Origin of the sequence: Stenotrophomonas aracearum (assembly GCF_031834615.1) — a bacterium.
Classification (GTDB): domain Bacteria; phylum Pseudomonadota; class Gammaproteobacteria; order Xanthomonadales; family Xanthomonadaceae; genus Stenotrophomonas; species Stenotrophomonas aracearum.
The window spans coordinates 3,856,280-3,880,847 of the sequence record NZ_CP115543.1 but is presented as its reverse complement, the minus strand read 5'-3'; the positions used below and the strand labels follow the sequence as shown (position 1 = coordinate 3,880,847).

17 protein-coding genes are annotated in these 24,568 nt (G+C 68.1%); 5 read left to right on the top strand and 12 right to left on the bottom strand.

What is annotated here, in order from left to right:
- Position 1: 1 nt before the first annotated feature.
- The 3 genes from PDM28_RS17440 to PDM28_RS17430 are packed head-to-tail and all read right to left on the bottom strand — an operon-like array spanning position 2 to position 4,863.
- Positions 2–2,305 carry a hybrid sensor histidine kinase/response regulator gene (locus PDM28_RS17440; RefSeq protein WP_311184724.1) on the bottom strand — a complete coding sequence of 768 codons (2,304 nt, stop codon included), beginning with the start codon at positions 2,303–2,305 and terminating at the stop codon, positions 2–4.
- A 38-nt stretch (positions 2,306–2,343) separates the two neighbouring features.
- Entirely contained in the window at positions 2,344–4,221 is a 1,878-nt protein-coding gene (locus PDM28_RS17435) for an EAL domain-containing protein (protein WP_311183015.1), read from the bottom strand.
- Positions 4,222–4,245: 24 nt separating this feature from the next.
- The gene (locus PDM28_RS17430; protein ID WP_311183014.1) at positions 4,246–4,863 is read right to left on the bottom strand and encodes a DUF4126 domain-containing protein; all 618 of its coding nucleotides are present in this window, start codon (positions 4,861–4,863) and stop codon (positions 4,246–4,248) included.
- 184 nt (positions 4,864–5,047) lie between these two features.
- Between PDM28_RS17430 and PDM28_RS17425 the strand changes: the two genes are divergently transcribed.
- The 5 genes from PDM28_RS17425 to ampE all read left to right on the top strand — a co-directional run bounded on the left by PDM28_RS17425 (position 5,048) and on the right by ampE (position 8,659).
- Positions 5,048–5,803, top strand: coding sequence for a DUF6776 family protein (locus PDM28_RS17425; protein WP_102946083.1), 756 nt, complete (start codon positions 5,048–5,050; stop codon positions 5,801–5,803).
- Between the two features lie 4 nt (positions 5,804–5,807).
- A complete protein-coding gene (locus tag PDM28_RS17420; protein ID WP_311183013.1) occupies positions 5,808–6,272 on the top strand; it encodes a bactofilin family protein in 465 nt (154 codons plus the stop codon).
- 46 nt (positions 6,273–6,318) lie between these two features.
- Positions 6,319–6,708: an iron-sulfur cluster insertion protein ErpA gene (erpA, locus tag PDM28_RS17415; RefSeq protein WP_070208511.1), complete on the top strand. Its 390-nt coding sequence runs from the start codon at positions 6,319–6,321 to the stop codon at positions 6,706–6,708.
- A gap of 36 nt (positions 6,709–6,744) precedes the next feature.
- Entirely contained in the window at positions 6,745–7,650 is a 906-nt protein-coding gene (gene nudC, locus PDM28_RS17410; RefSeq protein WP_311183012.1) for an NAD(+) diphosphatase, read from the top strand.
- 115 nt (positions 7,651–7,765) lie between these two features.
- Positions 7,766–8,659 (top strand): regulatory signaling modulator protein AmpE, encoded by an 894-nt coding sequence (ampE, locus tag PDM28_RS17405; RefSeq protein ID WP_102946079.1) that lies wholly within the window; start codon positions 7,766–7,768, stop codon positions 8,657–8,659.
- Between the two features lie 55 nt (positions 8,660–8,714).
- On the opposite strand, the gene PDM28_RS17400 is transcribed toward ampE, so the two are convergent.
- The 9 genes from PDM28_RS17400 to PDM28_RS17360 all read right to left on the bottom strand — a co-directional run bounded on the left by PDM28_RS17400 (position 8,715) and on the right by PDM28_RS17360 (position 24,387).
- Entirely contained in the window at positions 8,715–9,137 is a 423-nt protein-coding gene (locus PDM28_RS17400; protein ID WP_425507612.1) for a DUF2752 domain-containing protein, read from the bottom strand.
- A gap of 70 nt (positions 9,138–9,207) precedes the next feature.
- On the bottom strand, positions 9,208–9,483 hold the full coding sequence (locus tag PDM28_RS17395; protein WP_102946077.1) for a CD225/dispanin family protein: 276 nt from the start codon (positions 9,481–9,483) through the stop codon (positions 9,208–9,210).
- 43 nt (positions 9,484–9,526) lie between these two features.
- Entirely contained in the window at positions 9,527–9,817 is a 291-nt protein-coding gene (locus PDM28_RS17390; protein ID WP_425505365.1) for a CD225/dispanin family protein, read from the bottom strand.
- A gap of 199 nt (positions 9,818–10,016) precedes the next feature.
- The gene (locus PDM28_RS17385) at positions 10,017–11,906 is read right to left on the bottom strand and encodes an MFS transporter (protein ID WP_311183011.1); all 1,890 of its coding nucleotides are present in this window, start codon (positions 11,904–11,906) and stop codon (positions 10,017–10,019) included.
- A gap of 100 nt (positions 11,907–12,006) precedes the next feature.
- Positions 12,007–14,205 carry a YccS family putative transporter gene (gene yccS, locus PDM28_RS17380; protein ID WP_311183010.1) on the bottom strand — a complete coding sequence of 733 codons (2,199 nt, stop codon included), beginning with the start codon at positions 14,203–14,205 and terminating at the stop codon, positions 12,007–12,009.
- A gap of 261 nt (positions 14,206–14,466) precedes the next feature.
- Complete coding sequence (locus tag PDM28_RS17375) at positions 14,467–16,524, bottom strand: TonB-dependent siderophore receptor (protein WP_311183009.1); 2,058 nt, start codon at positions 16,522–16,524, stop codon at positions 14,467–14,469.
- 182 nt (positions 16,525–16,706) lie between these two features.
- Positions 16,707–19,829: an efflux RND transporter permease subunit gene (locus tag PDM28_RS17370; protein WP_311183008.1), complete on the bottom strand. Its 3,123-nt coding sequence runs from the start codon at positions 19,827–19,829 to the stop codon at positions 16,707–16,709.
- Positions 19,826–23,056, bottom strand: coding sequence for an efflux RND transporter permease subunit (locus PDM28_RS17365; protein WP_311183007.1), 3,231 nt, complete (start codon positions 23,054–23,056; stop codon positions 19,826–19,828). Before PDM28_RS17365 ends, PDM28_RS17370 begins: the two co-directional genes overlap by 4 nt.
- 86 nt (positions 23,057–23,142) lie before the next feature.
- Positions 23,143–24,387 carry an efflux RND transporter periplasmic adaptor subunit gene (locus PDM28_RS17360; RefSeq protein WP_311183006.1) on the bottom strand — a complete coding sequence of 415 codons (1,245 nt, stop codon included), beginning with the start codon at positions 24,385–24,387 and terminating at the stop codon, positions 23,143–23,145.
- Between the last annotated feature and the right edge of the window lie 181 nt (positions 24,388–24,568).

Here is a 24,568-nt window from a genome sequence, read left to right as displayed (position 1 = left end):
GTCAGCGCAGTTCGCTGGCGCGCACGCTGGCCTGGTAGCCGGCCAGCGCCAGCCGCGCACGCGCGTATTCGGCAATCAGCAGCGCCACGGCCACGGCCGGGCGCTCCAGCGTACCGGCGCGGGCGTCGTGTTCGATCCGACGCGCCGCGACCGAGAGCGCCATCGCCCCTACGTTCGCACTGGCCGACTTCAGGCTGTGCGCGAGCGCCCGCAGCCGTTCCAGGTCGGCCTCCACCGAGGCATCCTGCAACTGGCGGATGAGGGGCGGCGTGTCTTCCAGGAAGACGCCGATGATGGTTGCGATCTCCGCGCCGATCACCTCCTGCAGTTCGTCCAGCACCTCGGCGTCGAGTACTGAAGGGCTGGGCTCATCACTGCTGTCCAGCAGTGCAGGCGCCATCACCGTGGGCAGGGGCGGCGGACTGGGGGCGGCCTCGGGCGTCGGCGCTGCCGCCCGCACATTGCGTGCGTCGGCGGCGTTGTCTTCCATCCGGAACTGCCAGCGCAGCAGGCAGGCCTGCAGCGATTCGCGGTTGACCGGCTTGGACAGGTAGTCGTCCATCCCGGCCTGCAGGCAGCGCTCGCGGTCGCCGGCCATCGCATTGGCGGTCATCGCCACGATCGGCAGGCGGGTGCGGCCCTGTCCGGCTTCCTGTTCGCGCCAGCGGCGGGTGGCGCTGTAGCCGTCCAGCACCGGCATCTGGCAGTCCATCAACACCAGGTCGAAGCGCTGGCGCTGCAACTGCGCCAGCCCCTGCTCACCGTCATTGGCGGTGGTGACGGTACAGCCGAGCACCTGCAGCAGGCGCTGGGCCACCAGCAGGTTGGTGCTGTTGTCTTCCACCAGCAGCAGGCGCAGGCCGAGCTGCGGGGCTTCTACCGGGCCGCTGTACGGCTCCACGCTGGCCAGCAGCGGTGCGGGGCGCGCGCTGGCCTGCGCCGGGCGCAGCAGCGCATGCAGCAGCGCCTCGTCGGTGTCGCGCGGCAGGACCTGGGTGTTCTCGCGCAGCAGTGCTGCCAGCGGTTCCTCGCCCTGCAGCCACAGCAGGCGCGGGGTCGGCGTGCGGGCGTCGTGCAGGACCGCGCGATGCAGCGCGGTCGCACCGTGGCGCAGTGCGTGCGTATCGGCAATCACCCATACCAGGTCCGGTTCGATCCCGGGGCGCACCGGCGCGCGCAGGATGTCCAGCGCGGCCGACGCACTGTCCACCGTGTGCAGGCGGATGTCGTGGTGCTGCAGCACGCGCTGCAGGCGCTGCACCAGCAGCGGGTCTTCGCTGACCAGCAGTGCACGGGTGCTGGCGGGTACCGCAGGCAGGTCGCCGGCCACCTTGAGCAGCGGAATCTCGAACCAGAACGTGGCGCCGTGGCGCGGGGTCGAACTTACCCCGATCTGGCCGTGCATCAGGTCGATGATGCGCTTGCAGATCGCCAGGCCCAGGCCGGTGCCGCCATAGATGCGCGTGGTCGAGGCGTCGGCCTGGCTGAAGGACTGGAACAGCCGCGCCTGCTGCGTGCCGTCGATGCCGATGCCGGTGTCGATCACTTCGAAGCGCAGCTGGTGTTCGCTGCCGTTTTCGCCGAGGCGGGTCACCTTCAGGCGGATCTGGCCGCGCTCGGTGAACTTGATCGCATTGACCATCAGGTTGCCCAGCACCTGGCGCAGCCGCACCGGGTCGCCGCGCACCGACAGCCGTACCGCCGGGTCCAGTTCCAGCGAGACTGCCAGGCCCTTGGCCTCGGCACTGCGCTGCATGAGCTGGACGATGCCTTCGAGCAGCTCGCGCAGGTTGAAGGTGGTGATCTCCAGGTCCAGGCCCTTGGCCTCCAGACGGGAGTAATCGAGGATGTCGTCGACGATCCGCAGCAGCTGCTGCGAGCTGACCGTGGCAGTGGCCAGCATCTGGCGCTGGTCGGTCCCGAGCTGGCCGCGTGCGATCAGGTCGAGCATCGGCAGGATGCCGTTGAGCGGGGTGCGGATCTCGTGGCTCATGGTGGCCAGGAATTCGCCCTTGGCCAACGCCGCCGCTTCAGCGGCCTGCTTGGCCTGCAGCAGCTCGCGCTCCAGCATGTCCTGCTGCTGCACGGCGCGCTGCAGATGGTCGCGCTCGCCGGCCAGCGCTTCATTGCGACGTTGCAACAGCACCTGCTGCGCCTGCAGCTCGCGCCAGCGGCCCACGGCGACCAGCGCGGCGATCACGGCGGCGGCAGCCGTGCCGGCGGCAATCGCCGGCCACGGTCCGTTGGCGCCGGCCAGTGCCATGCCGCTGGCGGTGGCCGCCAGTGCGGCGGCGATCGCCGCCAACCAGAGTGCTGAGGGAACCCGTCCTTGGGTCGTCATGGTCAGAGCACCGCGTTGTGGAAGTCGAAGTTCAGTTCGCTCCCGGCCGACTGCACCATGTTGCCTTGGATGAAATCGACCCCGCCCATCCACATTGCCGCAGCGGCCTGGGGATCTTCGATCTGCTGCCCGATGATCATCGCGCCGGCGCGGTGCGCGGCGTCGATGGCCGCGCGCAGTTCATCGCGGGTCTGCTGGTTGGCATGGCTGCTGGAGAAGCGCGCGGCCATGCGCACGAACGCCAGCGGCAGCTGGTTCAACAGCGCATTGGCTTCGCTGCCCGGCTCGAACTGGCTCAGGCAGAAGCGCACCCCGGCCGCACTCATGCGCGTGCAGAACTGCTGCAGGGTCACGGTGTGGATCAGCGCGTCGGGCAGGCGCACGTCGATGACCAGCGCGCTGCTGGGCAGGTTGCGTTGCTGCAGCGTTTCCAGCAGCCAGTCGGCGAAGGCATCGCGGGCCAGCGTGCGCAGCGACTGCGACACGAACAGGCTCAGCGGCTGGGTGGCGTGCTGGTACAGATCGAGCAGGCCCAGCGCGTGGTCCAGCACCTGCTGGTCGAGGTCGGCGATGCGTCCGGCCGCCTCCGCGGCCGGAATCACCTGGCCGGCGTTGAGCACGCTGCCGTCGGCCTGGCGCAGGCGCAGCAGCACCTGGTACTGGGCGGTGTTGCCGCCAGCCACCGCGACGATCGGCTGGTAGGCCGGTTCGAGCTGGCCTTCAAGCATGGCCAGGTGTTCCTGCGCGGCCACGTCTTCCCGACGCACGTGCGCGGCCACCCCGGACGGCAGCAGGCGCGCCTGCAGGGTGGTGCGTTCCACCGCTTCCAGCGCGGTACCGGCGTCGCTGAAGCCGCCGGACAGCTGTGCATGCCCGACCACGCCGCGCAGGTGCACCGACTCTTCGTCGCGGATCACGAACGCGCGGGAGGACAGTTCATCGCGCAACTGGTGCGCCATGGCGTCCAGGGTGTCCTCGTCCAGGCCCCGCGCCAGCACCAGGAAGCTGTTGTCGTTCAGGCGCGCCAGCAGGTGCGGGTGCGCGCTGTCGGCGAGACGCTGCGCGGCCTGCACCATCAGGCGCTCGAACGCGGCATAGCCATAGCGTTCGCGCAGGCCCAATGCGCTGGCCACCTCGATGAAGAACAGGCCGCCATGCTCACCGTGCGCCAGCGCGCCGCTCAGCTGCTGCATCACGTGGTGGCGGGTAGGCAAGCCGGTCTCGGGATTGTTCATTGCCGGGGCACCCTGGGCGCCCGGCTGCATCGCGGCCTGCGCGCGGGCGCGGCGGATCCGGTTGGAGACCGCGGCGATCAGGTGGCGCGGGCGGATCGGCTTGCTCAGGAAATCATCGGCGCCGCTGTCGAGCACTTCGAACTGGCGCTCCGGGTCCGGGTCACCGCTGAGGAACACGATCGGCAGCAGCTGCTGGCCGGGCTGCTGGCGGATCAGCGCGGTCAGGCGCATGCCGTCCAGGCCCGGCAGGTGCAGGTCCATCAGGATCAGGTCAGGGCGCTGCTCGGTGATCACCTGTTGCACGCCTTCGGCTTCGCTGTGCACGATCGCCTCCATCCCGGCGCCATGCAGCACGCTCTGTGCAAACAGCGCCTGCGAACGGTCGTCTTCGACGATCAGCACGCGGTAGGGGGCCTCGCTGCCCAGCGGCAGCTGCGCGCCGTCGTCCTGCCACTGCGCAGGCGGCAGGACCGGCGGCGTCGGTGCTGCGGGCGCGGCCGTGCCGGCATTGAGCGGCACCACGTTGCTGGGCGCGCGCGCCGAAGCGACGGCCTCCGCACTGGCCCAGCGCTGCCAGTGGTCGGCGGGCGGGGTCTCGGCGCGGGTGGCGCGGGTGGATGCAACAGCGTTGTCTTGGACGGCCATCAGTACTCCCTGTCTGCGGCGCAATTATGCGGTATCGCGGGTGGCGGGAACGCGACCGGCCGGTTGCCGCAGCAGCCAGCGCATGCCCTTCCACAGGGTGCGCCAGACCAGCCAGACCACCAGCGCGCCGATCAGGCTGCAGGCGACCACCACGACCAGCGCCAGCCACGGATGGGCCAGCGCCAGCGCCAGCCCGCCCACCACCACGGTGTCTTCCGCAGCCGAGGCGACCCAGTTGCTGGCCGGCTCGGGCGAGGTGTTCAGCAGGGCGCGGGTGCCGGACTTCAGCCCGTGGCTGGCCAGTGCCACCCCCGCCCCGGCGGCCAGCGAGGTCGCGTTGAGCTCGCCATCGGGCGACAGCGTGGCGGCGGCCAGGAAGGCGCCGGCCGGCACCCGGGCCAGGGTCTGGACCAGGTCCCAGGCCGAGTCCACCCCGGGAATCTTGTCGGCCACGAATTCGGTCGCGGCCAGCGCCGCGGAGGTGCCCAGCACCCACCACGACTCGGTGGCCTGCAGGGCCGGTGGCAGCTCGACCCAGCCGAGCAGGCCCGCCAGGCCAACGCCGAACACGGTCAGGTACACGCGGATGCCGGCCAGCCAGGCCAGCAGGATGCCGATCACGAACAGGTGGGCCTCGGTCATGGCAGGCGCTCCGGCGTCAAAGTGTGCACAGGCCCACACTATCGGGGATGACGTCCCTGAACGCTACTGCCCGGGGCGGGGGGTAGGGCGAAAAATGTGCCAACCCTGACTTACACTAGGGAGTCGCTCTTTCCGACAGGGGTCGTGTCGGTATCGCCCACGCGGCGCTACCGCCGTAAACGCCATGAACAATCCGACACCTTCGCGTATCCAGATCCGGCGCCCGGGCAGCCCGGCGGCGCCCGATCGCCGCCGCCTGCTGATCCTCGGCGGCATCTGGCTGGCCAGCCTGGTCCTGGCCGTGCTGCTCGGCCGCTGGATGGGCAGCCCCGGTGGCGACGTCGGCCGCCAGCTCGACGCCGCGCAGGCACGTGCCGAGACGCTGCAGAAGCAGGTCGCGGACCTGCAGCAGCGCCAGGCCACCCTGGAGGCCTCGGACCGGATCAGCCGCGCCGCCAACAACGAGGTGCAGACCTCGCTGGGCGAGCGCGACGAGGAGATCGCCGGCCTGCGCGCCGACGTGGCCTTCTACGAACGCCTGGTCGGCGCCACCAGCCAGCGCAAGGGCCTGAACACCCATTCCATCGAGTTTTCGCCCGAAGCGGGCGGCACCTGGCAGTACGCCGTGGTGCTGACCCAGAACCTCAACCGTGGCGCGATCAGCCAGGGCCAGATGCGCTTCACGGTGGAAGGCGTCAAGGACGGCAAGTTGACCTCGGTCAGCTGGGACGAGCTGCACCAGCGCACCAAGGTGCCGGGCCAGGATTACTCCTTCCGGTACTTCCAGCAGCTCACCGGCAGCGTCATGTTGCCAAAAGACTTCACCCCGCAACGCGTGCGGGTCACGCTGGGAACCGGCGCGGGGGGCGCCACCCAGGTATTCGACTGGAAGCAGGCCGGCGCACCGGCTGCACCAGCAACGGCAGAAAAAGGGGAGTAAACCCATGTTTGGCAGCAACAAGTCCAACCGCGACGGGCATCTGGTCGTGGACGCGCTGATCGGCGCGCAGGTGGTGATCCGCGGGGACGTGGAATTCAGCGGTGGCCTGTACGTGGAAGGCACCATCCTGGGCAAGGTGATCGCCCAGGACGGCGCCACCAACGCCACCCTTACCCTGGCCGAACAGGGCAGCATCGAAGGCGAGATCCGCGCCCACGTGGTCGTGCTCAGCGGCCGCCTGGACGGCGACGTGCACGCCAGCGAGCGGGTCGAGCTGACCCCCAGCGCCCGCGTGACCGGCAACGTCCATTACCAGGTGGTGGAAATGAACGCTGGCGCCCAGCTGACCGGTCGCCTGATCCATGGCGCGGCGCAGATGGCGCTGCCGCCACCGGCCGAAGAGCCCGCTGTCACCAAGGATGGCAAGGACGGGAACGCCCGAAGGAAGCTCGCCGACGCCATGGCCTGAATGCCGGGCGCTTGAAAGCGTGCCCATGCACCCCCATGCTGGGTGCATGAGCACGCTTGTTTCCCTGCCCGGCGCCCCTGCCGCCGCGCCGAACTACCAGTCGCTGGACCGTCCGCTGAACTTCACCGAGGCCGCTGCGGCCAAGGTCAAGGAACTGATCCAGGACGAAGCCAGCGATTCGCTGGCCCTGCGCGTCTACATCCAGGGCGGTGGCTGCTCCGGTTTCCAGTACGGCTTCGAGTTCGACGAGAACCGTGCCGACGACGACCTGGCCGTGGACACCAACGGCGTGACCCTGCTGGTCGATCCGCTCAGCCTGCAGTACCTGATGGGCGCCGAAGTGGACTACACCGAAAGCCTGACCGGCGCACAGTTCGTGATCCGCAATCCGAACGCGAAGACCACCTGCGGCTGCGGCAGCAGTTTCAGCATGTGACTTGCTGTTCCGGTTGAATCGCGGCAGGCTTTGCGGATGTCCAACATCTCCCTGCCGCTGGCCGGTTTTGCATTCACCACCGATCCCCTTGAACGCGCCGACACGATGCGCCACGACGCCGACGCGTTGTTGCAGTTGTGGCCTCAGGCGCGCGTGCTGGTCATCGATGCCGATGGTCGCGCGCTGGCAGGGGACGACGGCCAGCCGCTGGCGCTGACCGGTGCCGAGCTCGGCGGCGGCCCCGGCACGGCGATCTTCCTGGGCCTGCGCGGCCAGCAGGCGTGGTTCTCGGTGGAATCGGCCGCGGTGGATGCCACCGCGCCGCAGCGGGTGGACCTGCGCGAGTCGGCCACCACCTGGTCGGCTGCCGACGCCAGCGCCTTCTGCTACGCACGCGGCATGTCCTACTGGCAATCGCGCACGCGCTTCTGCGGCGTGTGCGGCGGCGCCGTGGCCTTCACCCGGGGCGGCTTCATCGGCCGCTGCGCCAAGTGCAACACCGAACACTACCCGCGGGTCGACCCGGCGGTGATCGTGGCGGTGGAGAACGACGGGCGGCTGCTGCTCGGCCGCCAGGCCAACTGGGCGCCGCGCCGTTACTCGGTGCTGGCCGGGTTCGTCGAGCCGGGCGAATCGCTGGAGCAGACCGTGGTCCGCGAGGTGTTCGAGGAAAGCAAGGTGCGGGTGCGGCACTGCCAGTACCTGGGCACCCAGCCGTGGCCGTTCCCGGGCGCGTTGATGCTGGGCTTCAGTGCAACTGCCGAAAACGACATCCCGACCGTGAACGGCGAGCTCGAAGACGCGCGCTGGTTCACCGCCGAGGAAGTGGGCGCCGCGCTGGCCCGGGACATCGAGGACGACGGGCAGGGGATCCGCCTGTCGCCGCCGATCTCGATTTCGCGCAGCCTGATCGAACACTGGTACCGCCGCCAGGTCGGGTGACCCGGGGCGAAGCGTTGCCGCTGCCTGAACACGGGGCGGCGTACATTACCTGTGGCCCCGGGGAATGGCCGGGGCGCACGGCATAGTAGCGGCCAGAAACCGAACGGAGGCAGTCATGTTCACCACCCTGGTCGCAGTCCTGGTCGCCCTGGCCCTGGGCCACGTCGCGCCTGCCGCGGCAGTGGCGTTGCGCCGGTTCGGCCTCTACCGGCGCTGGCTGCAGTGGCTGGACGCGCATGCCCCGGAGGCCGGCGCCTGGCGCGGCCGGCACGGCTGGGTGCTGGCGCTGCTGCCGTTCGTGGTGGCCATGGCGCTGCTGCAGTGGCTGTTCCACGACCGCCTGTTCGGCCTGCCGTCGCTGCTGCTGGGCATTGCCACGCTGGTGATCTGCTGGGGCCCGCGCGACCTGGATCGCGACGTGGAAGCGGTGATCGACGCCGACGACGCGCCCACCCGGCACGCCGCCATCGGCCAGCTGCAGTCGGCTGGCGGCAGCCTGCACGAGGACGTGCCGTCGCTGGTCGAGGCGACCCTGCTCAATGCGCTGCGGCGCTGGTTCGCGGTGCTGTTCTGGTTCCTGCTGCTGGGTCCGGTCGGGGCGCTGGCGTACCGCCTGTTGGCCTTGCTGGCGGTGGGTCCGATGCGTTCGCTGGCCGACGTGGAAACCGTGGTGGGCGCACGACAGGTGCTGTCTTGGCTGGAGTGGCCGGTGGCGCAGCTGATGTCGCTGTCGATGGCGCTGGTCGGCAACTTCGACACCGCCTTCAAGGCGTGGCGCGACGCGCACGGCAACCGTTGGGTGGCCTCGACCGACTTCCTGGGCGCGGTTGCGCGCGCCAGTGTCAGCGCCGAACTGCGCGAAGACGCGCACGATTACAGCGATGCCGGCATGGTACCGGTATGGCGCCGCCTGCCCGAGCTGCGCGATGCCATGAGCCTGGTCTGGCGCATGCTGCTGCTATGGATGGCCGCCCTCGCCCTGCTGGTGATCGCAGGCTGGGTGACGTAAACAAGGTTGATGCACCGCCCGCCGGTAGCGTCGGCCGTTGGCCGACCCAAGCGGTCTATGCCACGCCCGGCGCAAGCAAACTGAAGGGATACCAAGGCAGGTTACGCATCACTGCATACCCCACCAACACCACCAACCACACCATCGGATTGGCCAGCACCCGCATCAACGGGTCCAGCGCACGCACGCGCACGCCCGCGTTGTTGAGCAGCATCAACAGCAGGAACGGCAGCGAAATCACCAGCAGCGGATTCATCGCCATCGCGCCGGCCCAGTCCAGATGCACCAGCGAATACAGGCAGCGCGTGCTGCCGCAGCCCGGGCAGTAGATCCCGGTCAATGCATACAACGGGCACCCCGGCAGCGGACTGTTCGCGGCATACGGGCTGACATGGCGCAGCACCACGGCCGCGCCGGCGGCGAGGCCGGCACTGATCGCCAGCGGCGCCCAGCGCGACAGAACGGAACGGGAAGGCATCGTCATGACGGCAGAACGGCCCGAGCCGGACACCCCGCAGGGGCGCCGGACCGGGCCGTCCAGGGTGCGATCAGTAGTTGCCGCTCATCGCGCCGCCAACGCCCATCACCATCACCAGGACGATGTACAGGACGATGCCGACGACGCCAATGATGGCCGACCACATGGCCCACTTCTTGGCCTTGTCCGACGACTCCTGCGCACCGGCGATGTCACCGGCGGCCAGCTTGCCGTTGACCTGCGCGGCGAACACGATCGAGACGATGCCGGCCGGCAGGCAGCAGAACAGGGTGGTCAGGATGGCCCAGACCAGGTTGTTGGGGACTTGCGGGGCAGTGGCGTTCATCGATGAAGCTCCATTTTCAAGGGTGGGTTGAACAGAAGGTGTTTCAGAGTTCGGAAAGAGCGCCCAGCGCGGCAATGCCGCCGAACAAGCCAAACCACAACAGCAGCAGTACCGGCAACGCGAGCGCTGACGCCCATGCCCACCCCGCGGCCTTGCGCGATGCGGCATACGCCCCGGCCACGTCGCCGGCGGCGCGGCGGCCATCGACCTGGGCGGCATACACGATCGACACCACGCCCAAGGGCAGGCAGCAGAACAGCGTGGTCAGGATCGCCCACACAAGATTGTTGGGAACGACTACACCCGACGGGGTCGGTGGCGGCAGATGATTCAAGTACGGCTCCATTCCATTGGTTGTCCCTTGGCATCTCCCAACGCCAATAGACACCCCCTATGGCCGGTAATCTAACCGAAGTTCCGACGGATGTATGCGTTTACATGCCCCCGTTTTGGGATTTTTCCCATGTGGGCACGAACGGAAACGGGCCGCATGCGGCCCGTTGCTTGCACGATCCGGCTTGTTTTGTCGGTTTTTAGCCTTGATCGCCGCGCAGTGCGCGGACCTGCGCTTCCAGCCCTTCCGCCGTCGCGGTGGCACCGTCCACCGGTAACCCGGCGATCACCTCGATGTGCGCGCGCAGGCGGCGCGGCACCCGCATCCGCCCCAGGCGGCTGTCGCGCCGGCTCCACATGCTGGCCCACATGCCGCGCAATGCCATGGGCACCACCGGAACCGGCCGGCGTTCCAGGATCTTCTCCACACCCGACTTGAACGCGGCCATTTCGCCGTCGCGGGTGAGTGCGCCTTCGGGGAAGATGCAGACCAGTTCGCCTTCGGCCAGCGCACGGTCCACTTCGTCGAACGCGGCCTGCATCAGCGCGGGGTCCTCGCGTGCGCCGGCGATCGGAATCGCCTTGGCGGTGCGGAAGATCCAGCGCATCACCGGAATGTTGAAGATCCTGTAGTACATGACGAAGCGCACCGGGCGCGGGATGGTCGCCGACAGGATCAGCGCGTCCATGTAGCTGACGTGGTTGCACACGATCAGCGCGGCCCCTTCGTCGGGCACGTTCGCTTCGATGCCGTGCGGGCGCAGCCGGTACAGGAAGCGCACCATCACCCAGCTGAGGAAGCGCATCAGGAATTCGGGAACGATGGTGAAGATGTAGATCGCCACCACGGCGTTGGCGATGGCCAGCGCCAGGAACAGCTGCGGAATGGTCCAGTGCAGGAACTTCTGGGTGGCCAGCGCGATCATGGCGGCGGCGACGATGAAGCCGGAGTTCTGGATGTTGAGCGCGGCGAACACGCGCGACATTTCCGACTTCGGGGTGCGGCTCTGGATCAACGCGAACAGCGGCACCACGAAGAAGCCGGTGAACAGGCCGATGCCGACCAGATCGACGATGATGCGCACGCTGCCCGGCGCCGCGACGAACGCGGCCACGCCCAGCCCGGCACTGGTGGCGGTGCCGGCGCGCGCGAAGTAAAGGTCGAGCATGAAGGCGGTCATGCCGAATGCACCGAGCGGCACCAGGCCGATTTCCACCGTGCGCCCGGACAACTTTTCGCAGAGCAGCGAGCCGACGCCGGTGCCGATGGAGAACAGCGCCAGCGCGAAGATGTACAGGGTGGGTTCGCCGCCGAGGTTGACCACCGCGTAGGTGGGCAGCTGCGAGGTGAGCATGGTGCCGACGAACCAGAACCAGGACACGCCCAGGATGGCGTTGGCCACGGCCTTCTGCTTCTTGGCCAGGCGCAGCACGGCGAGCGATTCGGGAATCGGGTTCCAGTTGATCTTCAGGTCCGGCGCGCCGGCGTCGACCTTGGGAATCATGCGCGCGGTGATGTTGCCGGCAATGGCCAGGCCGATCACGGCGGTGGCGGCCACGACCGGGCCGAAGCTGCCGGCCAGGGTGAAGATGATGCCGCCGCTGATCATGCCGGTGAGGATCGACATGGAGGTGCCCATTTCCACCAGGCCGTTGCCGCCGGTGAGTTCTTCCGGCTTGAGTACCGAGGGCAGCACGGAATACTTCACCGGGCCGAACAGGGTGGACTGCAGGCCGGTGCAGAACAGCGCCACCAGCAGGATCGGCATGTTCTGGGTGAGGAAGCCGACGGCGGCCAGCGACATGATCGCGATCTCCATGGTGGTGGTGATCACGATCAGGCGCGATTTCTCCAGCTTCTCGGCGATCTGGCCGGCGAGGGCGGAAAACAGGAAGTAGGGCAGGATGAAGATGGCCGGGGCCAGCGTGGTGTACAGCGACTGTTCTTCCTGGCTGACGCCAAGGTAGAACAGCAGGCCGATGATGGCCTGGCGGTACACGTTGTCGTTGAAGGCACCCAACGACTGGACGATGAAAAACGGCAGGAAGCGGCGCTGGCGGAGCAGGGCGAACTGACTGTGGCCGGACATGGAGTCTCCTTGCAGACCGGCGCAGCCTAACATGCAGCCGGGCAGAGCCCGGCGCTACGGTTCCGGGAATTCATTGTGCGGGCGCGTGGCGACGCGTTCGTCATCGCGGGGCGTCAAATGCGTTGCGGCGCGGTGCGCCGACCTCATTCGCCGCCCCACGCAGCTTCGGCAGCAACCGCAGCATCAACGCGATCTGGGTACGAATCAGCTGCAGCTTCGGCGGCATGTCGTCGGTGACCTGTTCAAGCTGTTCGGCCAAGGCGCGGTCGGCGTTGTTCGCGCTTTCATCGACCGCCTCGCGCCGCTCCAGCGCACCGGCGATCTCCTGCATCGCCTGCTGCACGCGCTCGCCACTGGAGCGCGCCAACGCGTCCTGCGCGTAGCTGTCCAGCTGCGCGCGGTGGGCGCCGAGCGCGGACAGGTGGCCGAGCAGGGTATTGGACAGGGCCAGGAAGCGGAAGCCGGCGTCGAGGTTGCCGCGCACGTGGCCGGGCTCGCGCAGCATGTTGGACAGGGCGGTGGAGAGGGCCACGTCGGCGTTGTGCATGTCGCGGCGGGCGACGCGGTAGGCGAGGTCGTCCTGCATGCCGCTGCCGTACTGGCCGAGCACGGCCTGCAGGTAGCCGGCGCAGCGCTGCAGCACGCGGGCCATGACCAGGTCGAGGCGGCGGCCCTGCCAGTCGGGCAGGATCAGGAACGCGGCGGCGGCGGCGATGGCGCAGCCGAGCAGGGTGTCGACCAGGCGCGGCCAGATCAGCAGGAAGCCGTCGCCGATCAGGTTGAAGCAGGTCAGGGCCATGACGGTGATGGCGGCCGAGGCGACCAGGTAGCGGTCGCTGCGGGTGAAGAAGAACAGCAGGGCCGAGAGCAGGGCGATCAGCAGTTCGAGGCGCAGGTCCTGGAACAGCTGCAGCAGGGCCCAGGTGAGGACGAGGCCGATCAGGGTGCCGGCGACGCGCTGGGCAAGGCGTTGCCGGGTGGCGCCGAAGTTGGGGCGGCAGACGAAGACGATGGTGAGCAGGACCCAGGAGCCGTTCTGGGTGTTGAACAGGCGGATGGCGATGAAGCCGACGATCAGGGCGATGGCCATGCGCAGGCCGTGGCGGAACAGCACGGAGCCGGGGGTGAGCTGCTGGCGGAGGCGCACGCCCATTTCGCGCAGGGTATGCGGGTTGGTGTCGCGCAGGCGGGTGTCGACGTTGTCGAGGGTGGATTCGGACTGGGCGGCTTCGGAGAGGCGGCGTTCGATGCTCTGCAGGTTGTGGCCGAGCAGGTCGAGGGAGGACAGCAGGCGCTGCCATTGGGGGTTGTGCTGGGCGCGCAGCCAGGCGAGGGAGTCGGTGAGGTCGGCGGTGGCCTGGCGGGTGCGTTCGCCGTAGTCGAAGGGGCGGCGCAGGCGGATGGCGGTGCCGAGGCTGGCGCAGGCTTCGCCCTGGAGGGCGAGCAGGCGCTGGCAGCGGTACAGGACGTCGCTGTGGAAGAAGGCGTCGGTGAGGGCGCCGTAGGGGTAGTGGGAGGAACTGGCGCGTTCGTGGAAGTCCTGGGCCATGTAGTAGAGGCGCAGGTACAGGCCGGACTGGACGCCGGGCCGGCCGGAGCGGCCGAAGCGGGCGAGGATGGCGGTCTTGGCGGTGTTGAGGGCGTCGACGACGCGGCGGTTCTGTTCGGCGAGGGCAAGCTGGCGCTTCTGGACGTCGGCGTCGCGCACGGGTTCGAACAGGTCGGCCTTGAGCTGGAGGTAGCGGCCGAGTTCGATGTAGAGGCGGGCGAGGCGTTCGCGTACGGGGCGATTGGAGAACAAGGCGGTCCAGAGGATGGAGAGCAGGCCGTACCAGAGGGCGCCGGCGAGCAGGTGGCTGACGGCGCTGAAGGCCTGGGCGCGGTCGGCGGCGCCATGCTGTTCGAGGCCGATCATGGTGTAGATGGCGAGGGTGACGGTGGCCTGGGCGATGGAGGCGTAGCGTTCGCCGAGGGCGCCGAGCAGGGTCAGGCTGAAGGTGGCCAGGGCGAGGGCGGCGATGAACAGCCAGGGCCAGGCGAACAGGTGGACGACGGCGGCGGCAGCGGCGATGAAGCAGAGCAGGGAGAGGGCGACGGACTTGGTCCGGCCCCACCAGTTGTCGTCGGTTTCGGCAATGGCGCTGGCGATGATGCCGAGGAACACGCCGGGCAGGGCGGGCAACTGGTCGAGGTGCCAGCACACGCCCATGGCGGCGGACAATGCGATGAAGACCCGCAGGCCATAGCTGGCCTTCTCATGCGCCCACAGGCGGCTCAGGCGGGATTCTCGGGCAGACATGCGGACTCGTGGTGCGGGGGCGCCTCATTATTGCGTCATCGCGGTGAATCCTGCATCGCGGCGGCGAGGGACTGTTGGATTGCGCGAAAGGCAGCGTCTCAATTGCTACGGGCTGGGGCGGCCACCGGGCAGCCCCGCTCCGAGACACGCCGTGAACCCATCCATGGGGGCTGCTAGAAAACATCCATGTTTTCTAGCGTCTCTCCGGGGGCTACCCGGCGGCCGCCCCCACACAGGGTCGCGTGCGGATGGGAGAATCAATTACAGATCAAACCTTACGCTCACTGCAAAGGTTCGCGGCAGGCCTATGCCGGCGTTCGACCAATACTTCTTGTTGGCCAGGTTTTCCACGCTCGCGCGCCACGTCACCGGATGTCCGTTCGCCTGCATGCGGTATCCCACGCCGGCGTTGACCAGGGTGTAATCCGGCAGCTTCAGGGTGTTCTCGGCGTCGTAATACACATCGCCGTAATAGCGGGCGAGTGCGTACAGGCTCAGGCCTTCGACCTGCTGCACGCTGTAATCGGCGTGCACCACGCCGTTCCAGCGTGCGGCGCCTGCGGTGCGGTTGCCCTGCTGGGTGATGCTGTCGGGTGAGAGCTTGTCGTAGGTGGGGTCGAGCCAGGTGACGCCGCCGCCGAGGCTGAAGGCGTCGCTCAGGAGGACGTTGCCGCTGACCTCCACGCCTTCGTACAGGGTGATGCCGTCCTGCACGAGCAGTTTGCCGGCGCTGGTCAGGCGGTCGATGTTGGCGCCGCGTTCGAGCCGGAAGGCGGCGGCGTTGGCGTTCCAGCGCGGGTATTCGATCTTGGCACCGATCTCGAACTGTTTGCTGATGGTGGGGTCGAGCACGTCGCCGGCGTTGATGTAGTCGCTGCCGACGCGGCTGCCGGCTTCGAGCGATTCGACGTAGCTGGTGTAGAGGGTGACTTCGTCGGCGGGCTTGTACATGACCGCGTAGGTCGGGGTGACCGGGTAGGTGTGGTAGCTGCCCTTGTTCTCGAAGTCGTTGTAGCGCGCGCCAGCCAGCAGCGACCAGCCGTGGCCGACGTCGACGGTGTCGCTGAGGAACACGGCCTGCTGGATGGTTTCGCTGCCGCGGGTCAGTTCGTGCGAGCCGACCGCGTCGTGGCGCACGGTCGGGCGCTGGTACAGGTTGCCGCGGCCGATGTTGTTCCATTCGTACGGACGGTCCCAGCCGAGGCCGGTCTGGTGCGAGACGCCGGCCACCAGCTGGTGCGAGAGCGGGCCGGTCTGGAAGCGGCCCTGCACGATGGCCTGGGCGAGCTTCCATTCGCTCTTGCCGCCGAGCTCGTAGGCGTTGATGTCGTAATCGCCGTTCACGTCATCGATGTAGGCGAAGATCTTGTTCACGTCGTTCCACGACGAGGTGTAGCCGTAACTCAGGCTGGCCTTCCAGTCGCTGTTGATCTGCCAGTGCAGGGCGGTGGAGAGCAGGCTGGAGCGGGTGTCGTAGAAGGTGCCGGGGATGGCGTTGTTGACGTCGCCGGCGATCGGGCGCGGCAGTTCGGTCAAGCCGATGAAGTAGTACTGCGGCGACTCTTCGCCCAGGTCGCGCTGCTGGAACACGCCGTCGAAGGTCCAGGTGAGGCTGTCGCTCAGGCGGGCGTCCAGCGACAGCGCGCCGACCTTGCGGTCGACCTCGCCGCCGTTGAAGGTTTCACCTTTCTCCTGGTAGGCGTTGAAGCGGTAGCCGAACATCTGTTCGTTGCCGAAACGACCGCCTGCATCGACCTGGCCGCTGACGATGCCCTGTTCGCGCCAGCCGAGCTGGGCGGAGAAGGTCGGGGTGTCGGTGGGCTTTTTGGTGACGTAGTTGATGATGCCGCCGGGCTGGCCGAAGCCGTACATGAAACCGCCGGGACCCTTCAGCAATTCCACCTGCTCCATCACTTCCAGCGGCCATTCGGTGCCCCAGGACGAGACCTGCAGGCCGTTGACGCGGTAGCTGTCGTAGCTGAGGTCGATGCCGCGGTTGCGGATCGGCGAGCTCCAGCCGCTGGCGTAGGCGCTGACCTGGGTGACCACGGAGGGGTCGGTCAGGAAGGCCTCGCCCAGCGAGACCACCTGGCGCTTCTCGATGTCTTCGCGGCCGATCACCGAGATCGCGAACGGGGTATCGCGTACCGGGCGGTCGCCCAGTGCGCCGGTGTCGGTGTGGGTGCGCTCGGCGGTGACCTTGACCGCGTCCAGCTCGGTGGCCGAGCGGGACTGGGCGTGGGCGGTGCAGGCCAGCGACAGTGAAAGCGCAAGCAGGGCCGGGCGCAGGGCACGGCGCGGAAGAACGGAAGCACGCATGTAGTGGGGGTCCTCTGCGGACAGCAGCACACCGTCCGCGATCGGTGGATGGCGGAAAGAAGAGGGCGTGGCTGAGTCGGGGCACTGCCCGCGGAAGGCGGATTCAGCGCGGTGCGCGAGGCGTGGCAGGACCGTGGCTGATGCGAATTGTTCTCTTTTGGGTGTCTTCCGTCAAATAACGGTCATGCGCGCGCCGCACGCCGCAGGGCCACCTTCTCGCGGCGCCGCGCCCGCCATGCGCGCCAATGCTGCTGCAGGCACGAGAAGATCACATACAGCGCCGGGGTGCTGAGCAGGGTCAGGCTCTGCGAGAACAGCAGGCCGCCGATCATCGCGATGCCGAGCGGGCGGCGCAGTTCGCTGCCCTCGCCCAGCCCGATCGCGAGCGGCACTGCGGCCAGGATCGCGACCATGGTGGTCATCATGATCGGGCGGAAGCGCACGATGCTGGCTTCGCGCACCGCTTCCAGCGGGCTCTTGCCGTGCTCGCGCTGGGCCACCACCGCGAAGTCGATCATCATGATCGCGTTCTTCTTGACGATGCCGATCAGCAGCACCAGCGCGATCATCGAGATCACCGACAGCTCGGTGTTGGTCACGAACAGCGCCAGCAGCGCGCCCACGCCTGCCGCCGGCAGGGTGGACAGGATGGTGACCGGGTGCACCAGGCTTTCATACAGCATGCCCAGCACCAGGTAGACGGTGATGATGGCGGCCAGCACCAGGATCAGCATCGAGTTGGGATTGAGCTGCACGTTGAAGCCGCCGCCATCGCTGATGCGGATGTCGCCGGGCAGGCGCAGGCCGTCCACGGTGGACTTGATGATCGCCTCGCCTTCGCCGGTACTCACGCCCGGGGCCAGGTTGTAGCTCAGGTCCATGGTGGTGTACTGGTTCTGGTGGGTGATCTGCGGTGGCGCCAGCCCCGGCACCTGCCGTGCCACGGCGGTGATCGGAATCATCTCGCCGTTGCCGGCGCGCACGTGGATCTCGTCGAGCGCGCGCGGGGTGGCGGTCTGCTCGGGCAGCGCGTTGACCACCACGCTGTACTGGTTGATGTCCGAATAGATGGTGGAAATCTGGCGCTGGCCGAACGCGCCGTACAGCGCGCCGTCGATGGCACCGACCGACACGCCCAGGCGCGCGGCCTTGGCCCGGTCGATCTCGATGTTCTGGCGCAGGCCGGCGGTGTCCACGTCGGTGCCGACATCGCGCAGCATCGGGTTCTTCTTCAGCGCGGCCTGCACCTTCGGCAACCATTCCTGCAGCTGGGCCAGGTCGTTGCCCTGCAGCGACACACGGTACTGCGCGCCCTGGCTGTTGCCGCCGCCGCCGTCGCTGGGCAGGTCCTGGATCGCGCGCAGGCGCAGTTCCAGGTCCGGGTAGCGGTCGGCCTTGGCGCTCAACCGTGCCAGCGCCTGCGCGGTGGTTTCGCGGCGGCCTTCCTTGCGGGTCTTCAGTTCGATGTTGAACTGCGCGCTGGAGCCCTGCCGGCCACTGCCCAGGCGCACGCCCACGGTCTTCACCGCCGGGTCGGCCATCAGCATGTCGGTGATGCGGCGCTGGCGGTTGACCATGTCCTCGAACGAGACCGTGGCGCTGGAGTTGGCGCGGCCCCAGATCAGGCCGGTGTCCTGCGGCGGGAACGAGCCCTTCTTGACCGCACCGGCCAGCATCACCGTGGCCACGATCAGCAGGATCGGGGTCAGCGAAAGCAGCAGCGCGTGGCGCAGCGAGAAGTCCAGGCACACTGTGTAGACCCGCAGCATGCGGTCGTGGGTGGCGTCGAGGAAACGACCGATCCGCGACGGCTTCTCCGGCTCGGCATGCGCGCTCAGGAAGCGGCTGCACAACGCCGGGGTCAGGGTCAGCGAGACGATCATCGACACCACGATCGCCGCCACCAGGGTCACGGTGAACTCGCGGAAGAACGCGCCGACCATGCCGCTGGCGAACAGCAACGGAATGAACACCGCCACCAGCGAGGCGGTGATCGACACGATGGTGAAGCCGATCTCGCGCGCACCGGTCAACGCCGCCTGCATGCGCGGCATGCCCTCGTCGAGGTGGCGCATGATGTTCTCGATCACCACGATCGCATCGTCGACCACGAAGCCGATCGCGATCACCAGCGCCAGCAGGCTCAGGTTGTTCAGGGTGAAACCGAACACGTACATGACCAGCGCCGCACCGGCCAGCGACAGCGGCACGGTGATCGCCGCGATCAGGGTCGGCGCCAATCGGCGCAGGAACAGCGCCATGGTCAGGATCACCATCGCCAGGCTGATCAGCAGGGTGATCTGCACTTCATGCAGCGAGGAGCGGATGGTCGGGGTGCGGTCGAAGTATGGGGTGAGCGTGGTGCCCGGCTGCAGGTAGTCGCGCAGCATCGGAATCTGCGCCTTGACCCGGTCCACTGTCTCTACGATGTTCGCGCCGGCGCGGGTGAACACGTACATCACTACCGCGGGCTTGTGGTCGAACCAGGCCGCCTGGTAGGCGTCCTGCTGGCCGTCGTAGACGTTGGCCACGTCCTTCAGGCGGATCACCCGCCCATCGTCCTGGGTCTTGATTACCAGGTTGGCGAAGTCGGCCGCGCGCGCCACCGAGTCGTTGGCGATGATCGCGGTGGTGGTGTTGCCGTCGCTGAGGAAGCCGGTGGGCGAGGTCACGTTGGCCGCGCGCACTGCGTTGCGCAGGTCGTCCGGGGTGAGATTCAGCGCGTTGAGCAGGCGCAGGTTGACGTCCACGCGCACGGCGGGCGTAGACGCACCTGCGATATCCACCGAAGAAACGCCGCTGATCTGGCGGATGCGCTGGGCCAGCAGCGAGTCGGCCACGTTGTACAGCTCGTCGGCCGACTGCGTCTGCGAGGTCAGCGCGATCGCGATCACCGGGTCGTCGTTCGGGTTGGCCTTCTGGAACATCGGCGAGCCCAGCCCGGAGGGCAGGTCGGCCTGTGCCGAATTGATCGCGGTCTGCACGTCCAGCGCGGCCGAGTCGATGTCGACTCCGCTCTGGAACACCATGAACACCAGCGAGCTGCCTTCGGAACTGGACGAGCGCATCTGGTCCACGCCCGGCAGCTGGCCCAGGTGGCGCTCCAGCGGTGCGGTCACCGTGGAGGCCATGGTGGTGGCATCCGCGCCGGACTGGCTGGCGTGCACGAAGATCACCGGAATCTGGATGTTCGGCAGCGCCGACACGCCCAGCTTCAGGTAGCACATCAGGCCGACCACGAACAAACCGATGGCCAGCAGCGCGGTGCCGATCGGGCGGCGGATGAACGGGCCAGAGATGTTCACGCGTGGTCCTGCGCGGTGCCGTTGCGCAGCGCACGCTGTTCACGGCGCTCGCGCAGCCACTCGGAGTAGCGCTCCATGTACAGGTAGATCACCGGCGTGGTGTACAGCGTGACCAGCTGCGAAATCAGCAGGCCGCCGACGATGGCGATGCCCAGTGGGCGGCGCAGTTCCGAGCCGATGCCGGTGCCCAGTGCCAGCGGCAGCGCGCCGAGCATGGCTGCGGCGGTGGTCATCATGATCGGGCGGAAGCGCAGCAGGCAGGCGCGGCGGATCGCTTCGTGCGCGTTGGCGCCGGCACGGCGTGCCTCGATGGCGAAGTCCACCATCATGATGCCGTTCTTCTTGACGATGCCGATCAGCAGCACGATGCCGACGATGCCGTCCACCGACAGGCTCAGCCCGCACACCATCAGTGCCAGCAGCGCACCCACGCCGGCCGGGGGCAGGGTGGAGATGATGGTGATCGGGTGGATGTAGCTTTCATACAGCACGCCGAGCACGATGTAGATCACCACCAGCGACGCCAGCAGCAGCCACACCACGTCGGTCTGGCTGCCGGTGAACTCGGCGGCCTTGCCGATGAACTGCGCATGCACCTGCGACGGCATGTCCAGGCTGGCCTTGGTCTCTTCTATCGCCTTGACCGCGTCGGACAGCGAGTAGCCCGGCGCGATGTTGAACGACACCGTCACCGCCGGCAGCTGCTGCTGGTGGCTGACCACCAGCGGCGTGCTGGTGACCTTGCCTTCTGCCAGCGCCGCCAGCGGGATGATGTCGCCGGCACCGACCGGGATGCCGGTGTTCTGCGCGCCGATGCCGGTGGCGGTGGACGAGTTGGACGAGGTGACCTGGCCGAAGTTGGTGGCGTTGCTGCCGGTCAGCGCGCCGGCGCCGTTGGAGGCGACGGCGAGCTGGTTCATCAGCGCGGTGCTGGTGCGGAACTCGGGCGCTACTTCCAGCACCACGCGGTACTGGTTGAGTTCGGTGAAGATGGTCGAGATCTGGCGCTGGCCGAACGCGTCGTACAGGGTGTCGTCGATGGTCTGCATCGGCACGCCCAGCACGCTGGCCTTGTCGCGGTCGATGGTCAGCTCCAGGGCGCGGCCCTGGTTGGACAGGTTGTTGTCCACGTCGGCCAGTTCCGGACGCTGGCGCAGCGCCTCGGTCAGGCGCGTGGCCTGCAGCGCGACCTGCGCGCTGTCCACGTCCGACAGCGAGTACTGGTACTCGGTGGCGGCCACGCGGGTGTCCAGGGTCACGTCCTGCACCGGCTTGAGGTACAGCGCCACGCCGGGAATGCCGGCCACCGCCTGCTGCAGGCGCGGCAGGATCTCGTCCAGGCCGTCACGGTCGCCGCGCTCCTTGAGCACGATCGACAGCTGGCCCTGGTTGAGCGTGGGATTCATGCTGCCGGCGCCGATGAAAGCGGCCACACCGGTCACGGCCGGGTCCCTGCGCAGCGCTTCAGCCACCGCCTGGGTGCGCTGCTCCATCTGCGGAAACGCAATGTTCTGGTCGGCCTGGACCACGCCGGTGATCAGCCCGGTGTCCTGTTCGGGCAGCAGGCCCTTGGGGATCACGATGTACAGCACCACGGTCAACACCAGCGCGCCGGCCGCCACGGCCAGGGTCAGGCGCTGGTGTTCCAGCACCCAGTCCAAGCTCTGCTCGTACAGCCCCACGGTGCGGCTCCACACGGTCTGCTTGCCGGCTGCATGCGCGCGCTCGTGTGCGTCTTCGCCTTCGGGCAGCGCGTCGGGCTTGAGCAGGTAAGCGCACATCATCGGGGTGAGGGTCAGCGAGATCAGCATCGACAGCACCACCGCGATGCTCAGCACCCATGCGAACTCGTGGAACAGCCGCCCGGTCACGCCCGGCATCAGCAGCAGCGGCAGGAACACCGCCACCAGCGAGACCGTCAGCGAGAGCACGGTGAAGCCGATCTGGCGTGCGCCGATCTCGGCCGCCTCCGGGCCGCTCTTGCCCTGCTCGATGTAGCGCACGATGTTCTCGATCATCACGATTGCATCGTCGACCACGAAGCCGGTGGCCACCACCAGTGCCATCAGCGAGAGGTTGTCCAGCGACATGCCGGCGAATGCCATCACCCCGAACGTGCCGGCCAGCGACAACGGCACCGCCACCGAGGGAATGATGGTCGCCCACAGCCGGCGCAGGAACACGAAGATCACCGCCACCACCAGGCCGATGGTGAGGATCAGGGTGAACTGCACTTCATGCACCGAAGCGCGGATGGTTTCGGTGCGGTCGGAGAACACCTCCAGGTGCACGTCGGCCGGCAGCACGTTCTGCAGCTGCGGCATCAGCGCACGGATGCGCTCCACGGTCTGCACGATGTTGGCACCGGGCTGGCGACGGATCTCCAGCAGCACCGCCGGCTTGCCGTCGGCCCAGGCGGCGAGCTGGTCGTTCTCGACCCCGTCGATCACCTGGGCCACGTCCGCCAGCCGCACCGGTGCGCCATTCTTGTAGCTGATGATGGTCTCGCGGTACTCGGCGGCGCTGGTCAGCTGGTCGTTGGTGCCGATGCTGTAGGACTGCGTCTTGCCATTGAGCGAGCCCTTGGGCGCGTTGACGTTGGCCTGGGTCAGCGCGCTGCGCAGGTCTTCCAGGGTCAGGCCCATGTTCGACAGCTGCGCCGGATTGACCTGGATGCGCACGGCCGGGCGCACGTTGCCGGCAATCGAGACCAGGCCCACGCCCTGCACCTGCGACAGGCGCTGGGCCAGGATCGAGTCGGCGTAGTTGTTCACGTCGCGCAGCGGGCGCGTGTCGGAGGTGAGCTTGAGGGTGATGATCGCCGCGTCGGCCGGGTTCACCCGGTTGTAGACCGGCTGGTAGGGCAGCGACGAGGGCAGGGTGGCCTGGCGGATCGCTGCCTGCACGTCCTGCGCGGCGATGTCGATGTCGCGGTCCATCGAGAACTGCAGGATGATCGTGGACAACCCCGCCGAGGAATCGGAGGTCATCAGCTCCAGCCCGGAGATCTGCCCGAACTGGCGCTCCAGCGGCGTGGTCACCAGCGAGGCCATGGTGGTGGCGTTGGCACCGGGATACTGGGTGGTGACCACCAGGCTGGGCGCGTCGATCTCCGGCAGCGCCGACACCGGCAACTGGCGATAGCCCAGGATGCCGAGCAGCAGCAGGCCCGCCATCAGCAGCGAGGTGGCGATGGGGCGGCGGATGAAGATCGTCGAAAAGCCCACGGGCGGATCCTTGCTGTTACGTCAAACGGCGATGCAGGACACGAACGCCGACCAGCGGGCCGGCGTCGCGGACACGGGGCGCGCGGTCAGCGCGGGCCGCCGCCACGGCGACCACCGCCGCCTTGCTTCTGCGCGGCGGCCTTGAGCTCGGCCTCGGTCGGGGCGGCCGGGGTTTCGCCCGGCTTCAGCGCGGTGACCTTGCTGCCCGGCTTGAGCCGGAACTGGCCTTCGCTGACCACGCGCTCGCCGCCCTTGAGGCCTTCGGTGACCTGCACGTGGCTGTCGCCCACTTCCACGCCGCTCTTCACGGTCTGCATGGCCACGGTGTTGTCCGGCTTGACGATGTAGACGTACTCGCCGTCCGGACCGCGCATCACCGCCTGGGTGGGGATGACCACGCCACCGGCGATCGTGCGCAGCTGCATGCGCACGTTGACGAACTGGCCCGGCCACAGGCTGTTGTCCTTGTTGTCGAACAGGGCACGGGCACGGAAGGTGCCGCTGTCGCTGCTGATCTGGTTGTCCACCACGTCCAGGGTGCCGCCGTCGGTGAGCACGTGGGCGTCGTTGCGGTCGAGCGCGGCGATGGTCACCGGGCCGGCCTGCTGCGCCTGGCGCACGTCCGGCAGCTGGCGCTCGGGCAGGTTGAATACCACGTGGATCGGGTGGACCTGGGTCAGCGTGACAATCGCGGTACCGGCGCTGACCACGTTGCCGGCGTCGACCGCACGGATGCCGGCAATGCCGGAGATCGGCGCGGTGACGCGGGTGTACTGCAGCTGCACCTGGGCCGCGCGCATGCTGGCTTCGTTGGCCGCGACCGCGCTTTCGTACTGGGCCACCTGGTTGCGCTGGGTGTCCAGGTCGGTCTTGGCGACGTACTGGCGGTATTCCGGCGAATTGGAGCGCTGGAAGTTGGAGCGGGCCGTGGCCAGCTGCGCCTGGTTCTGCTTCTTGGCAGCGGCGGCTTCGTCATAGCTGGCCTGCAGGGTGCGCGGGTCGATCTGCGCCAGCAGGTCGCCCTGCTTCACTTCCTGGCCTTCCTTGAAGTTGATGCTCAGCAGCTGGCCGCCGACCTGCGGGCTGACGGTCACGGTGTTCATCGCGCTTACCGTGCCCAGCGCGCTGGCATACACCGGCACGTCCTGGCGGGCGGCGTCGATCACGGTCACCGGTACCGGGCCGTTGTCGCGCTCGCCGTCCTTGCCGGCCTCGGCCTGCGGGCCGCCCCTGGCGTCTTTTGCCTTGCCGCCGCCGAGCATGCGCATGCCGACCAGCCCGACCACCAGCACTGCGATCACCAGCAGCACGATCTTCCAGAAACGCGACATTCAAAAACTCCTGAGGCAGGCGAAGGGCGGGGCCCGGTTGGCAGGTACGCAGGATACCCGTCCGGCGTGACCCTGAATGCATGACGGATGGGACGGGCGGTCAGACCGGCGAAGGCTTCCAAGGTTCAATTGGGACGACCGCCGAGCCACTCGCGGTGCCTCAGTCTCCAACGCACCGGGG